13 protein-coding genes and 3 tRNA genes are annotated in these 14,486 nt (G+C 68.0%); 8 read left to right on the forward strand and 8 right to left on the reverse strand.

Going from position 1 to position 14,486, the window contains the following annotated elements:
* Nucleotides 1-203: 203 nt before the first annotated feature.
* The 4 genes from NJ1_RS37510 to pgsA all read right to left on the reverse strand — a co-directional run bounded on the left by NJ1_RS37510 (nucleotide 204) and on the right by pgsA (nucleotide 2,967).
* Entirely contained in the window at nucleotides 204-1,022 is an 819-nt protein-coding gene (locus tag NJ1_RS37510; protein ID WP_067705052.1) for a PspA/IM30 family protein, read from the reverse strand.
* A gap of 200 nt (nucleotides 1,023-1,222) precedes the next feature.
* A complete protein-coding gene (locus tag NJ1_RS37515; RefSeq protein ID WP_067705083.1) occupies nucleotides 1,223-1,678 on the reverse strand; it encodes a helix-turn-helix domain-containing protein in 456 nt (151 codons plus the stop codon).
* 82 nt (nucleotides 1,679-1,760) lie between these two features.
* The gene (locus NJ1_RS37520; RefSeq protein WP_422615816.1) at nucleotides 1,761-2,300 is read right to left on the reverse strand and encodes a CinA family protein; all 540 of its coding nucleotides are present in this window, start codon (nucleotides 2,298-2,300) and stop codon (nucleotides 1,761-1,763) included.
* A complete protein-coding gene (pgsA, locus tag NJ1_RS37525) occupies nucleotides 2,290-2,967 on the reverse strand; it encodes a CDP-diacylglycerol--glycerol-3-phosphate 3-phosphatidyltransferase (RefSeq protein ID WP_422615817.1) in 678 nt (225 codons plus the stop codon). Before pgsA ends, NJ1_RS37520 begins: the two co-directional genes overlap by 11 nt.
* 120 nt (nucleotides 2,968-3,087) lie before the next feature.
* On the opposite strand from pgsA, the gene NJ1_RS37530 reads away from it, so the two are divergent.
* The 7 genes from NJ1_RS37530 (at nucleotide 3,088) to NJ1_RS37560 (ending at nucleotide 6,638) form a co-directional block, all read left to right on the forward strand.
* A complete protein-coding gene (locus NJ1_RS37530; protein WP_067705054.1) occupies nucleotides 3,088-3,630 on the forward strand; it encodes an amino-acid N-acetyltransferase in 543 nt (180 codons plus the stop codon).
* Nucleotides 3,631-3,674: 44 nt separating this feature from the next.
* Nucleotides 3,675-3,968, forward strand: coding sequence for a YciI family protein (locus NJ1_RS37535; RefSeq protein ID WP_067705056.1), 294 nt, complete (start codon nucleotides 3,675-3,677; stop codon nucleotides 3,966-3,968).
* A gap of 160 nt (nucleotides 3,969-4,128) precedes the next feature.
* A complete protein-coding gene (locus tag NJ1_RS37540; protein ID WP_067705060.1) occupies nucleotides 4,129-5,514 on the forward strand; it encodes a family 1 glycosylhydrolase in 1,386 nt (461 codons plus the stop codon).
* Nucleotides 5,515-5,796: 282 nt separating this feature from the next.
* A tRNA-Leu gene (locus tag NJ1_RS37545) sits at nucleotides 5,797-5,870 on the forward strand.
* Between the two features lie 69 nt (nucleotides 5,871-5,939).
* Nucleotides 5,940-6,013, forward strand: a tRNA-Arg gene (locus NJ1_RS37550).
* A gap of 13 nt (nucleotides 6,014-6,026) precedes the next feature.
* A tRNA-Gln gene (locus tag NJ1_RS37555) sits at nucleotides 6,027-6,102 on the forward strand.
* 344 nt (nucleotides 6,103-6,446) lie between these two features.
* Nucleotides 6,447-6,638 (forward strand): hypothetical protein, encoded by a 192-nt coding sequence (locus NJ1_RS37560; RefSeq protein WP_067705063.1) that lies wholly within the window; start codon nucleotides 6,447-6,449, stop codon nucleotides 6,636-6,638.
* A 39-nt stretch (nucleotides 6,639-6,677) separates the two neighbouring features.
* Here the strand turns inward: NJ1_RS37560 and NJ1_RS37565 are convergent, their stop codons facing one another.
* Nucleotides 6,678-7,682, reverse strand: a complete 1,005-nt coding sequence (locus NJ1_RS37565; RefSeq protein WP_067705066.1) for an AraC family transcriptional regulator ligand-binding domain-containing protein — start codon at nucleotides 7,680-7,682, stop codon at nucleotides 6,678-6,680.
* Between the two features lie 173 nt (nucleotides 7,683-7,855).
* On the opposite strand from NJ1_RS37565, the gene NJ1_RS37570 reads away from it, so the two are divergent.
* Nucleotides 7,856-9,316 (forward strand): hypothetical protein, encoded by a 1,461-nt coding sequence (locus NJ1_RS37570; protein WP_157574658.1) that lies wholly within the window; start codon nucleotides 7,856-7,858, stop codon nucleotides 9,314-9,316.
* 117 nt (nucleotides 9,317-9,433) lie between these two features.
* Here NJ1_RS37570 and NJ1_RS37575 read toward each other — a convergent pair whose 3' ends face one another.
* From NJ1_RS37575 to NJ1_RS37585, 3 genes are all read right to left on the reverse strand, one after another.
* Nucleotides 9,434-10,654, reverse strand: coding sequence for an acyl-CoA dehydrogenase family protein (locus NJ1_RS37575; protein WP_067705071.1), 1,221 nt, complete (start codon nucleotides 10,652-10,654; stop codon nucleotides 9,434-9,436).
* A 105-nt stretch (nucleotides 10,655-10,759) separates the two neighbouring features.
* Nucleotides 10,760-11,773, reverse strand: a complete 1,014-nt coding sequence (locus tag NJ1_RS37580) for an SDR family oxidoreductase (protein ID WP_067705080.1) — start codon at nucleotides 11,771-11,773, stop codon at nucleotides 10,760-10,762.
* 170 nt (nucleotides 11,774-11,943) lie between these two features.
* Nucleotides 11,944-14,486, reverse strand: a 2,543-nt coding sequence (locus NJ1_RS37585) for a DNA translocase FtsK (protein WP_245717760.1), incomplete at its 5' end; no start/stop codon positions are given.

Here is a 14,486-nt window from a genome sequence, read left to right on the forward strand (position 1 = left end):
AGGCTGGGCGGCGGGGCCCAGGGAACCGGCTTCGGGCGCAGCGCTTTCGGACGGGCCCGCGCCGAACGGCGACGGCATACCCGGAATCTGCTCCGGCGGGGCCGCGCTGCGGAATCTGCGGCGGAAACGAGCAGGGGAGGTCGCGGAGCCACCTTCAGCCCGCGATCTCCCCATCGTGCAATGCCTTTCGCGTACCGCTACCGCTACTGCTGCGCGGCCTGGCCCTTGTTGATCTGCGGCTGCGCCGCCGGGTTCGGCGCGGCCTGCTGTGCGTTGTTGCCACCGGCGGGCAGGGCGTCGCCGCGCATGGAGGCGCGGATCTGCTCCAGACGGCTGTGGCCCGCCATCTGGACGCTGGCCTGCTGCACCTCCATCATGCGGCCCTGGACCGTGTTCTGGGCCAGTTCGGCGGCACCGAGCGCATTGGCGTAGCGGCGTTCGATCTTCTCGCGGACCGCGTCCAGGCTCGGGGTGGTGCCGGGCGCGGACAGGGTGGAGTCCATCTGCTGCAGGGAGGCCGAGACCTGCTCCTGCATCTTGGCCTGCTCGAGCTGGGACAGCAGCTTGGTGCGCTCGGCGACCTTCTGCTGCAGCAGCATGGCGTTCTGCTCGACGGCCTTCTTGGCCTGGGCGGCGGCCTGCAGCGACTGGTCGTGCAGCACCTTGAGGTCCTCGACCGACTGCTCGGCGGTGACCAGCTGCGCGGCGAAGGCCTCGGCGGCGTTGGTGTACTGGATCGCCTTCTCGGTGTCACCGGCGCCGGAGGCCTGATCGGCCAGCATGACGGCCTGGCGGGCATTGGCGTTCAGCTTCTCGACCTCGTCGAGCTGCCGGTTCAGCTTCATCTCCAGCTGACGCTGGTTGCCGATCACCGACGCCGCCTGCTGCGACAGCGCCTGGTGCTGCCGCTGAGCCTCTTCGATGGCCTGCTGGATCTGGACCTTCGGATCCGCGTGCTCTTCGATCTTGGAATCGAAGAGGGCCATCATGTACTTCCAGGCCTTGACGAACGGATTAGCCATCGATTGATCCCGCCTCCATGTGACGTGCCGCGCGCGCCCGCGCGGCATAGTGCGCGACCGTCACGCACCCCAGTGTTCCAAATAGCGCAGTGTCCCTGTTTCCGCTGTGCGGGCAGCCGTCCGGAGCCTTCGCGCCTGCACGACGTCTCCGGCAGGAAGCCTACAGAGAATTTATCCCTTTCGGCTCCATCGCACAGCGATCACTTGGCAGCCACCAGCACCAGACGATCCGCCCGGGGGGCCGGAATCACGATGCGGGGGCCGAAAGCTCCGTCCCGGCCGCGCGGCAGGTCACCGTCGCCGCCCCGGGGCGCGACACCCGCTCCGGCGGACGCCAGGGCGACCTTCGCGGCGGCGGCAGGCACCTTCGCCGAGGCCACGGCGGCCGTGGCGGCCTTCTCCGTCTTGCGCGCGGTGGCCTTGTCGGCGGCGGCCATAGCCGCGCTGACGTCGAACAACACCTGCGCCAGCGGGACGTCCAGGGCCTGGCAGATGGAGGCCAGCAGCTCGCTGGAAGCCTCCTTGCGCCCGCGCTCCACCTCGGACAGGTACCCCAGGCTCACTCGTGCGGAGGTGGAAACCTCACGCAGCGTCCGGCTCTGGGCAACCCGAGCGCGCCGCAGGCTTTCCCCGATGGCTTCTCGCAGCAGCGTCATCTCGTTCTCCTCACACTCGTCTCGCCGGACACCAGCGTTCCACTGGACAACGTCCGGCGTCGGCCGCGCGTTCCCGGCCTCGTCACCCACCCCGAACACTGCGGGCGAGCTCGGTGACCGCGGCGCGCACCGCGCCCACCCTGATCGTCCACCGGTCGCCCGAGAGCTGCAACCGGATCACCTCCGTGCCTTGCGGACCGGACATTCCCAGGAATACCGTGCCGACCGGGTGCCCGTCCTGCTTTTCGGGTCCAGCCACGCCGGTGAGTCCGATTCCCCAGTCGGCTCCGCACCGCTCCCGCGCCCCCGCTGCCAGCTGTTCGGCCGTGCTCGCGGCGACCGGGCCGTCGGTTGCGAGCGTGTTCGCACTCACACCCGCCAGGGTCTGCTTCAGATCGGTGGCGTACACGATCAGTCCACCCCGCAACACCGCGCTCGCACCCGGAATTCCCGCGATCGCGGCCGAGAGCAGGCCCGCGGTCAGCGACTCCGCGGTCGCGACGGTCTGTCCGGCCTCGACGAGCGCGCGCACCAACTCGGCGGCGGGGACCTGCGAGGTCAGCGGGTCGGCGGACACGACGGTGGCGAGTTCGGACGGAACGGCCCGAACCTCAGACGGCACGGCCGCCCGCCGGTGAGCCGAACCAGACCCGGACCGCCTGCGCCACATAATCGAGCCCGGTGATCACGGTCAGCGCCACGGCCACGTACATCAAAGCCATTCCGGCCGTTTCGAATCCGCCGGACACCGGCAGCAACAGCGCGGCGATCGCCACCGACTGCACCAGGGTCTTGAGCTTGCCGCCCCGGCCCGCCGCGATCACACCGCGACGCACCACGATCAACCGCAGCAGCGTGACGCCCAGCTCGCGGGCCACGATCACGATCGTCATCCACCAGGGCAGATCGCCCAGCATGGACAGGCCGATCAGGGCCGCGCCGATCAATGCCTTGTCCGCGATCGGATCGGCCAGCTTGCCGAAGTCGGTGACCAGGCCGTACTTGCGGGCCAGTTGCCCATCGATACGATCGGTGATGGCGGCGATGCCGAACAGCGCCGCGGCGACCCAGCGCCAGTTCGTCTCGTGACCCCCGGCCGCGAAAAGGGCCATCAGGAACAGCGGCACGATCGCGATCCGCAGGAGCGTGAGTATGTTCGCGATGTTCATCAGCGGTACCGCGGCCGGTTCCACCAGACCCGATTCCGGGCGGGGGGCGGGTACGAATCCGGACCGCGTGGGACCGGCATCCGCCCAGCGACCCTCTAGCTCGTCACGCTGCACCGTCACCAGAGCCCCCGCCGGCCGCGGCACCGGCCATGGTTTCCGGACCATTCCGGCATGCGAGGGGACTGGATGTACGACACACCACCAAGCCTATCGGTACCGGGGCCGACTACTGTGCACCCCATGACAACACGGGTGCCTCACAGCGGTTCGGTCGGCGGCGAAACGGCTACACAGCCGATCGTTCGCCGCGCCCGAACCTCTGACGTACCCGAGATCAAGCGCCTCATCGACATCTACGCCGGCAAGATTCTGCTGGAGAAGAACCTGGTCACGCTGTACGAAGCGGTCCAGGAGTTCTGGGTGGCCGAGCACGAGGGTCAGCTGGTCGGTTGCGGCGCGCTGCACGTGCTGTGGGCCGATCTCGGTGAGGTGCGCACCGTCGCGGTGCATCCGGACATCAAGGGCACCGGCTCGGGACACCTGCTCGTGCAGCACCTCATCACCGTTGCCCGCGAGCTCGGGCTGAGCCGGGTCTTCGTGCTGACCTTCGAGGTGGAGTTCTTCGCCCGGCACGGCTTCACCGAGATCGAGGGCACGCCGGTGACCGCCGAGGTCTACGCCGAGATGTGCCGGTCCTACGACACCGGTGTCGCCGAATTCCTCGACCTGAGCTACGTCAAGCCCAATACGCTCGGGAATACCCGAATGCTGTTGACGCTCTGATCCTCTCGAACATTCCGATTCTTTCGCACCAGAAAGCCACCCCCATGCCGATCTTCGCCGTGCACTACACCTACTCCACGACCACCGCCGAGGACCGCCTCGCGAACCGCCCCGAGCACCGCGGCTTCCTGAACAACCTGGTCGACGAGGGCGTCGTGCTGACCAGCGGCCCGTACCCGGACGGCAGCGGCGCGCTGATCCTGGTTCGCGCCGAGGGCGATGTCGAGACCGTCGGCAAGCTCTTCGACGAGGATCCCTTCGCCAAGCTCGGGTACGTCGAAGGTCGGCGGATCGTCGAATGGGTGCCGGTCATGGGCGCGTTCGCCGAGGAGAGCTGAGCCCCTCGATCCGAGGGCCGCACCCGTGAATTTCCCACGGAGCGGCCCTTTTTCGTGCCAGCACGGCGGTATCTTTCTCGAACTGCCGAACTATTGGACGCATGACCAGTATTGTCCGGGGTCACCCGCACGCCCGTGCCGACCCGGAGGATTCGCTGGAATGAGACGTACCCGGCTGCTCTTGTCACTGCTGTCCGCCGTCGCGATCACGCTGGCCGGCACGGCCGTGGTCACCGCCGTGCCGACGGGCAGCGGCGGCTCGGGGTCCGGCGGCTCGAGCGGATCGGGATCCGGCAGCGCCGGCGGTTCCGGCAGCACGGCGCCGGGCGCGATCCGCCCGCTCGGCTCGGACTTCCTGTGGGGTGTGTCCATGGCGGGATTTCAGTCCGAAGGCCATGCGCCGGATAGCAATTGGAGCCGGTACGCGAATTCCGGCAAGGCGCACGACACCTACCGCGAGTCGGTCGACTTCTACGATCGCTACGCGGAGGACATCGACCTGGCCGCGGGACTCGGGGTGAAGGTGTATCGACTCAGCATCGAGTGGGCGCGGGTGCAACCGCAGCCGAATGTGTGGGACGAGAACAACTTTCACTTCTACGACGCGGTGCTGCAGAAGATCCGCGCCGCCGGTATGCGCCCGATGCTGACGCTGGATCACTGGGTGATTCCCGGGTGGGCCGCGGACCGCGGGGGCTGGAAGTCCGAGACCATGGTGCCGGACTGGCTGGCCAATATGCGCCGGGTGGTCGATCGCTACGCGCCGTACGACCCGATGTGGGTGACGATCAACGAGCCGATGGGTTACGTCGCGCAGTCGATCAAGATCGGCGATATCGGGTTGCTCGACGCGCTGCCGATGTTCGACCGGCTGGTGCAGGCGCACCGCGCGATCTACGACTACATCCATGCCCGCCAGCCCCGCGCGCAGGTCACCAGCAATGTGGCCCAGTACCCGATCGTGCAGAACCTCACCGACATCCTGTTCGCCGACCGGGTCCGCGACAAGCTCGACTACGTGGGCATCGACTTCTACTACGGCGTCTCGCTCGAGCACCTGCCGACCCTCGCGCTGGTCGGCGAGGAACTGTGGGAGAACGCCATCGAACCCGAGGGCATCTACTACGACCTGCGCACCTACGCCGAGAAGTTCCCCGGCCTGCCGCTCTATGTGGTGGAGAACGGTCTTCCCACCGACAGCGGGCGGCCCCGCGCCGACGGCTACACCCGGGCCGACCACCTGCGCGACACCGTGTACTGGGTCCAGCGCGCGAAGGCCGACGGCATCGACGTGATCGGCTACAACTACTGGTCCCTCACCGACAACTACGAGTGGGGCAGCTACGCACCACGTTTCGGCCTCTACACCGTGGACGTGACCTCCGACTCCAGCCTCACCCGCCGCCCCACCGATGCCGTTCCCGCGTACCGAGCCATCACCGCGGCCGCCGGCGTCCCCACCGACTACCGCCCCACCCGCTCCCCCGCCCTCTGCTCGATGGTCACCCCGGTGGACAGCTGCCTGCGCCCCGTCTCGGTCCCCTGATCCGCCCGCCGGAGCAGCTCGCGATAATTCGGTGTCGCATTCCGGTGGCCGCTGCTACCTTGTGAACTACGCACCGATACGACACAGAAAGGCGGAGAACATGTTCGGACAGCTACTGAACCAGCGACAGCTCGACATCGTTCGCCTGCCGCGCCCTGCCGTATCCGTCCTCCGCCGCCGTATTCGCAGCGGTCCCTAGGGTCATTTCGATAGACCACCCGGGCCGCCTCGTCGAATTCACGACGGAGCGGCCCTTTTTCGTGACCCTTCCCCGTATCCCATTCCCTCGTAGCCCAATTGGCAGAGGCCGCAGGCTCAGACCCTGTGTCGTGTGAGTTCGACTCTCACCGAGGGAACCGACCCGAACCCACCCCGCGCTCCTCAGCGCCGAGTAGATGTCAACGCCGACATCCGCGCGGGGTCACATGCCCGTAGCTCACACGGATAGAGCACCTGTCCACGAAGCAGGAGGCCGAAGGTTCGATTCCTTCCGGGCATACCGATTCACTCGATGAAGCGTGGTGTAACCAGGCAGCACGACGGATTCTGATTCCGTCGGTTCAGGTTCGAATCCTGGCGCTTCAGCCATCCTCGGCGCGGGCTCGACTCACATTCACCGAGCCGAGGCGGCGACGTCGCGTGTCGATACGCGGATAGGCCCGAGCGCGGATCCGCTTCGCCCGCAGACGTTTCGCCTGCACGGGAACGGTGTCCCCGCGCGCGCCCTTTTGCCGGGCTTGCGCGGGACCGGGCGACAGTTGACGCGTTTGACCGGTGTTGACGCGTTCGGAACTTGGTCAGGGGCCGAATGGCGGTGACACTGGAAATTCGCGTTACAGCGCGTGGTACTGATCGGCGTTCGCAGGCGCATCCTTGCCCGCTGACCCGTCCAGGACGGACATTCGAGTCGAACTGCTTGCGAGGAGCTCACGGTGCAGGATTCCCGAGAACGTGCCGTTGCCTATGTGGTCGCGGCATTGGAGGCCGCGGGCACGGCGACCCGGGATGACTTCGATGTGCACGGCATTGTCGATGCTTCCCACGCGATCATCGAAGACTGGGATTTCGCGGCGATGGAGCAGTCACTGTTCTGGGGTATCGCGGCCAGTCATCTCAAGGTCTAGAGCGGCGCGGCCGCTGCAGGTTCTAGAGCGGCGCAGGTTCTAGAGCGGCGCGGCCGCCGGGTGCGCGCGGGCCACGACGGCCCAGCGCAGCGAGGCCCGGCGCATGGACGCCTCGTCGGAGTATCCGAGCAATTGCGCCTGGCGGCCCCGGCTGATCGGACCGCCGGTCGACGCGGCGACGAGACGGGCCGAACGCGCCCGGTCGAGTTCCCGACGCCAGGTCGTGCCCGCATCCGCGAGACGGCGCTGCAGCGTGCGCGGGCTGGTGGCGAGCCGGCGCGCGACCCGCTCGAGTGACACCTCGCCCTCGTCGAGCGCCTGGGCCACCGCCACCGCGACGCGCTCCGGCCAGGCGGTCTCCAGCGGCGGGGGTGGCGGCAATGCTTCGGCCAAGGGGCGCAGCACCGCGGCGAGGACCGGATCGGCGGTGGTGAGCGGCCTGTCCAGATCGGATGCGCGGAAGGTCATCGCGTCGAGGTCGGCGCCGAACTCGATGATGGCGTCGCCGAACACCTCTCGATAGGTGTCGAGCCGTCGCGGCGCGGCGCGGCGCAGCGAGACCCGCACCGGATCCAGAGGATCGGCCACCACGCGACGGGCGCGTGCCAGCACCGCGGCGAGCCCCCACAGCTGCGTATGGTCGCGCGTCGCTTCCCCGCCCTCGACCATGTCGAGCCGCAGGGTCGGACCGTCGCCGTAGTCGACCAGATCGAAACGGTGGTTGGTGGTCACCGCGCTGACGTACGGACCGCAGGTCGCCAGACCCGCGCCGAGGGTGGGAGCGCTGCTGAAGAGATAGTCGTACAGCCCGAGCGCCTTGAGTTCGTACCGGCTCGCGACGCGCAGCGCCACGTCCGGATCGTCCAGCCAGCGCGCCCCGGTCTCCCACAGCCGCCCGAAGGTCTCGCTGGACACGTGCACGCCGCCGCCGGTCAATGTCCAGTCCGGCACCCGGCATTCGCGGATCAGTTGCGTTCGATCCAGGCCCATTTCCGCGAACCGGTCGATCACGAACCGATGCAGCAGTGTCTGATCAGTACCCAACGCCCCTCCTGCGCATCGTGATCCACCTGGACCGGCAAAGGGTATACCGCATCGGAATCCTCTGGCTCGGCCTCCCGAAAAATACGACCCGGTCTTGTTAGCCTCACGCGCGAGGTCGTGCTCGTGTCGGTTCGTTTCCGGTTCTTCCGTGCGCAATGGATTGCGAGGTTCCGTTGAAGGTCGTTCCTGTTGCTCTGACCACGGCATTGGCCGCGTTGACGGCGGTGGTCACGAGCGTGTCCGCTCACGCGATGCCGCTGGTACCGGCCGCGCCGGACGCACCGTCCAGCACTGCCGAGGCGGGGTCGGACCAGCTGCTGCTGAGCTGCCCGCCGACCCCCGACGCCGGCGACCCGATGGCCCCCATTCCGCCGCGCGATCCACTGTGCGGCGAGAACGACATGCAGCTGGCGGGCGATATCTACCTGCGCAGCAACGCGTATAGGCGACTGTCCACGATCTACGGACCGGACGTCACGGTGAGCATCATCGGCAACAGTCACTATCAATTGCGGGATCACGCGGGCAACCTGATTCTCGGTGAGAACGGAAGCACGCTGCACCACATACCTTTCGGACGGGAAATTCCCGCACCGCCGCCGGGCAACACGGCGGACCTGACACCGCACGAGCGCGCGATCCGCGAGGGTGTTTCGCGGGTGACCGCGGGGATCATGCCCGGCGTCGTGTACACCGGCGACCTCACCGATATGTCGGCCTACCTGACCACGCCGATCGGCTCGCTCATCGTGCAGGCGCCGGGCACCGGATCCGATCCCACTCAGCCGGGCCCCGACGGTGAACGACAGTTGCAGCTGCTCAACAACTTTCAGGTGCTCGACGCGCACGGCCGATACGTGATGGGCAATACGCTCACCGTCGGTTCGCCGATGGCGTTGTGGCCCAACGCCGCCGTGCCGTGCCCGGTGGGTACGGTGCCGATCTCGCAGCTGCCCTCGCGTGAGGACATGGCGAGCCGCCCGCGCACGGCGGCGGAACTGCGGGATCCGGTGTGCAAGGCGCCCGCGAGCGTGCCGATCACCGGCTACGTCGACGATCCGGCTCAGCCCGCCCCCGGACCGGCCCAGCAGACCGATCCGGTGCAGCGCCAGAAGGACATCAACGACGCGTACAGCGCGGTCGGAACCCAGTTCGGCCTGGCGGTCGCGCTGGGCGCGGTGCTCGGCGGCGCGGCCGGCTTGGCGATCGGATGCCTGGCCGGAGGTATCGGCGCGGGCACCGCGGGCACGTTCTCGGCCGCACTCGCCGGTGCCGCAACGGGATTCGCGGGCGGCTGCCTCACCGGCGCGGCACTGCTGGGAAGTATCGGAGGCACGATCGGCAGCCTGGTCATCGGCGTTCCGGTCGGCATCATCTCCGGTGTCAACGCGTACAACACCCTGAGGCTCCAGGGTGATGTGGCGGCCAAGCCGATCGCCGAGGAGTCGGTACCGGCCGTCGCGGAGGCCGTCGCGGAGGCCGCGCCGGAGATCGCCGCCCCGGCCGCGTCCGCGGAGCTGGCTCGGGTGCTGCCGCCGGAGATCGCGCAGGCCGTGCCGCCGGTGGTCGCCGACGCGGTCAGCCCGCTGCTCGCGAACCTGCTCCCGGTGTTGGTCCCGCCTGCCGCCGTCTGACAGCCGCACCGTCCGAGAACCGCACGGCCCGAGCGAACTCCGCTCGGGCCGTGCGGTTCTCGGGTCGTCACCGCTTACTGCCGCCGGTCTGATTCCGGCACTGTTCGGGCCCTGCGGCTATCGCGCGAGCACGCCCTTGGCGATGTGGGTGACCTGAATTTCGTTGCTGCCCGCGTAGATCATCAGCGACTTGGCGTCGCGCGCGAGCTGTTCCACCTTGTACTCGGCCATGTACCCGTTGCCGCCGAACAGCTGGACCGCCTCCATGGCGACCTCGGTGGCGGCGCGCGAGGAGTACAGCTTCATCGCCGAGGCCTCGGCGAGCGAGACCTTCTCCCCCGCCGCCGTGCGCTCGATGGCGTTGAACACCATGTTCTGCACATTGATTCGAGCGATCTCCATCTCGGCCAGCTTGAGCTGGATGAGCTGGAACTGCCCGATCTCCTTGCCCCACAGCTTGCGGGATTTCGCGTAATCCACACTGAGCCGGTGGCATTCGTTGATGATGCCCAGCGCCAGCGAGGCGATGCCGATGCGCTCGGCCGCGAAAGATTCCTTGGCGCTGTCCTTTCCATCGCCCTTGGCCGGATTCTCGGTTTCCCCGAGCAGCCGATCCGGGGTGATGCGGACATTGTCGAAGAACAGTTCGCCGGTCGGTGAGGAGTTCATGCCCATCTTCTTGAACGCGGCGCTCTGCACGAAACCCGGCATGCCCTTGTCCAGCACGAAGGTCAGGACCTTGCGATCGCGCCGGTCGGTGCCGTCCTCCTCGTCGAGCTTGGCGTAGACGACGGTCACATCGGCGTACGGGCCGTTGGTGATGAAGGTCTTGCGCCCGTTGAGGATGTAGTCCGCGCCGTCGCGTCGCACATAGGACTTCATACCGCCGAAAGCGTCCGAGCCCGAGTCGGGTTCGGTGATCGCCCACGCGCCGACCTTCTCCATCGTGACCAGTTCCGGCAGCCAGCGCCGCTTCTGCGCGAGTGTGCCGCGACTGCGAATGGTGCCGACGGTCAGCCCTAGGCTCACGCCCATCGAGGCCACCAGTCCCAGGCTCACGCCCGCGAGTTCACTGTTGAGGATCACCCCCATGCTGCCCGAACCGCTGAACCCGCCACCCGGCTTGCCCGAGGTCCCGGTCTCTTCCCGCGCGAGCGCCTTCTCCAGCCCCTCGCGAGCCATCTCGTCCAGTCCGAAGGTCGCGTACAGCTTCCGGATGATGTCGAACGGCGGCAGCGCCCCGCTCTCCAACTGCTCGACGTGCGGCGCGAGCTCCTTGGCGATGAACCCGCGCACAGCGTCGCGGAACATCAGGTCTTCATCGGACCACTGGTACATGTACTGAACTCCCGAGGGATCGCCGGAACGGTGCCCCCAAATATAGAACACGTTCTAGTTGGGTCCGCGACGAGGCAGGTCCGCCGGGCAGTGAGCGGCCGCCGCCTACCGGATGACGCCCTGCGCGATGAGACTCTCCGCGGTATCGACGAGCGAGTGCCGGACGGGGCGAAAACTGAGTCCCAGTTCGGTTCTCGCCTTGTCCGAACTGACCCGCTCCCGCTCACCCAGAACCGAGGCGACCCGTTTGATCGCAGGATCGAACAAGCCCGCCAACCGGATGGCCCAGTCGGGCAGCATCCGCAGCGGCACGCGGTACCCGCGCGGGCCGAACTCCTCGGACAGGATGACGGCCATCTCGTGCATCCAGACGTGTTCGCCCCCACAGACATAACGCTGACCTGCGGCCTCGGGGGTTTCCAGCGCCACTCGATGCGCCCGCGCCAGATCACGCACGTCGACGGTGGACCAACCCGCGTTCAACGAGCCGGGAACCTTCCGGCCCAGCAGCCTGATCACCGGCTCGTGGGACATATTGGTCTGCGTGTGCAGCACCGGCCCCAAGATCATGGACGGATGCAGGGTGACCAGGTCGAACCCGATTTCGGGTTGTGCGACGAAGCGCCGGGCGGCCAACTCGGCGAGGGTCTTGCTCTTGTCGTACCCGCGGAGCCGGTCCGCGTTCGACCAATCCGCTTCCGTGAACACCTTGTCCACGTCATGCCCCTGATTGATCGTCACGATCGACGAGGTCAGCACCACGCGGCGCACCGACGGCGTCACGGCGGCCGCCCGCAGCACCCGCAGCGTCCCTTCGACAGCCGCCTCCACCAGGTCGGGCTCGGATTCCCTGCCACCGTCGGGTATCGGCGACGCCACATGCAGGACGAAATCGCAGCCCTTAACCGCGATTTCCCAGCCCTGCTCGGACGTCAGATCCGCCTGAACGAATTCCAGCTCACCCCCGAGCCGCTCCGCCATATCGACCAGATGCGCTCGCCTGCCGATGTTCTCGACATCACGCACCGTCCCCCGCACCCGATACCCGCACTCGAGCAACTCTCGAACACAGTGCCCCGCCACGAACCCGGTCGCACCCGTCACCAACACCCTGGCCATAGTCGATTCCCATGTCGCTCACCAGGATTCGCTCCCCGGAATCCCGCCGCACCGGATCCTATACGCCCAGGCACCGAGAGCCTCGAGCCACGGGGCGCGCTACGCCGCTGCGTCCCGGGCGCGCTCGGCAGCCGGGTTCGGTGCGGTGCTTCGCGAGTCCGGCGCGCCGGTCAGAGCTCGTCCGGTCCGTCGCCCCCCGCACCGGGCGGTTCGTCCCCGCCACCTCTGATCGTCCACAGCAGCCCGTCGAGTTCATCGGGCTTGATGAGGACGTCGCGGGCTTTGGAGCCCTCGCTGGGGCCTACGACGCCGCGGGTTTCCATCAGGTCCATCAGGCGGCCGGCCTTGGCGAAGCCGACGCGGAGTTTGCGCTGGAGCATGGAGGTGGACCCGAATTGGGAGGTGACCACGAGTTCGACCGCTTGCAGCAGGACGTCGAGGTCGTCGCCGATATCGGCGTCGATGTCCTTCTTCTCGCCTGCCTTGGCGGCGGTGACGCCCTCCTGGTATTCGGGTTCGGCCTGGTTCTTGGCGAATTCGACCACCGCGTGGATCTCCTCGTCGGAGATGAACGCGCCCTGCAGGCGGGTCGGCTTGCCCTGGCCCATGGGCAGGAACAGACCGTCACCCATGCCGATGAGCTTCTCCGCACCCGGCTGATCCAGGATGACCCGGGAGTCGGTGAGCGAGGAGGTGGCGAAGGCCAGGCGGGACGGGACGTTGGTCTTGATCAGGCCGGTGACCACGTCGACGGAGGGGCGCTGGGTGGCCAGGACCAGGTGAATGCCCGCGGCGCGGGCCTTCTGGGTGATGCGGACGATCGCGTCCTCGACGTCGCGGGGCGCGGTCATCATGAGGTCGGCGAGCTCGTCGACGATGGCGAGGATGTACGGATAGGGGCGGTAGACCCGTTCGCTGCCCAGGGGCGCGGTGATCTGACCGGACTTGACCTTGCGGTTGAAGTCGTCGATATGGCGAACCTTGTTGGCCTGCATATCCATATAGCGCTGTTCCATCTCCTCCACCAGCCAGGCCAGGGCCGCGGCGGCCTTCTTGGGCTGGGTGATGATGGGGGTGATGAGGTGCGGAATGCCTTCGTACGGGGTGAGTTCCACCATCTTGGGATCGATGAGGATCATGCGCACCTCGTCGGGAGTGGCACGACCCAGCAGCGACACCAGCATGGAGTTGACGAAGCTCGACTTACCCGAACCGGTGGAACCTGCCACCAGCAGATGCGGCATCTTGGCCAGGTTGGCGCAGACGAATTCGCCCTCGATGTTCTTGCCGAGGCCGATCAGCAGCGGGTGATGATCCGAGCGCGTGGAGGGCGCCTTGAGAACGTCCGCGAGGCGGACCAATTCGCGGTCGGCGTTCGGAACCTCGATGCCCACAGCGGATTTGCCGGGGATGGGGGCCAGCAGGCGCACGTTCTCGGTGGCCACCGCGTAGGCGATATTGCGGGCCAGCGCGGTGATCTTCTCGACCTTGACGCCCGGGCCCAGTTCCACCTCGTAGCGGGTGACGGTCGGGCCGCGCACGAACCCGGTGACCGCCGCGTCGATCTTGAACTGGACCAGCACCTCGGAGATGGCCTCGATCATGGATTCGTTGGCGGCACTGCGGGTCTTGGGCGGATCGCCGTCGGTGAGCAGGGTCAGCGGCGGCAGCTGGTAGTCGCCGTCGACCTCGCGATCGGTGACGAACTCCAATTGCTGCGGGGGCGGCGGCGGGGTCTGATCGACCACCGGGGGTGGAGCCTTGCGCGCCTTGGGCTTCGGATTCGCCTCGTCGGCCGGATCCCCGGCAGCGGCAAGCTTGGCAGCGGCGTTCCTGGACGCGGGGGTCCTGGAGGCGGGGTTGCTGGAGGCGACATCCTTGGCGGCCTGCAACGGCGGCTCGCCCAGCACCTCGGTGACCGCGTCGGGATCGCCGAACTCGTCGGCGGGGTAGTTGTCCGAGGGCGAGCGACCGCGCCGCTTGCGCGAGGAGGTGACGCCCTCGTGCAGCGGGAAGCCGTCCGCATCGTATTTGGCCGGGTCGTAGAGGCCGGGTTCATCGGAGTACGTCTCGTATTCGTCGCCGCGGCTACCGGTGCCGAAGATCTCGCGCAGGGCATCGGGCACCTCGCGCACCGTGGTGCCCGTCAGCAGCAGGATGCCGAACCCGACGGCCAGCAGCAACAGCGGTACGGCGAGCCAGGCGCTGAGCCCGTCTCGCAGCGGACCGCCGACGACATAGCCGGCGAATCCGGCGGCGTGCGCTCGACCGTGCGCATCGGTGGGCGCGCCCGCGGCCAGGTGCCACAGACCCAGGATCGGCAGCGCGGCGAGCAGTCCGCCCAGTACCAGGCGCGGGCGGATCTCCGGGTGCGGTTCGGTGCGCATCAGCACGACCGCGATGGCCACCGCGATGAACGGCAGTGCGGCCGAGACGGATCCGGCCACCGCGCGCACCACGGTGTCCACCCAGTGCCCGATCGGACCACCCGAGGACACCCACACCGCCGCGGCGATGACGAACGCGAAACCGACCAGGGCCAGGGCGATTCCGTCACGCCGATGCCCGTGCTCGAGTTCCCCGGCGCGGCTGACCGCGCGCGTGGTGGCGCCGAGCCCGCGCGCCAGCATGTTCCAGCCGCTGCTCACGCCGCGGGTCACCACGGCCAGGGGCGCGGTGTTCGATTGCCGCCTCGGCGCGGGCCTGCGGCGGG

The sequence above is a fragment of the Nocardia jejuensis NBRC 103114 genome, from assembly GCF_001613145.1.
GTDB classification, from domain to species: domain Bacteria; phylum Actinomycetota; class Actinomycetes; order Mycobacteriales; family Mycobacteriaceae; genus Nocardia; species Nocardia jejuensis.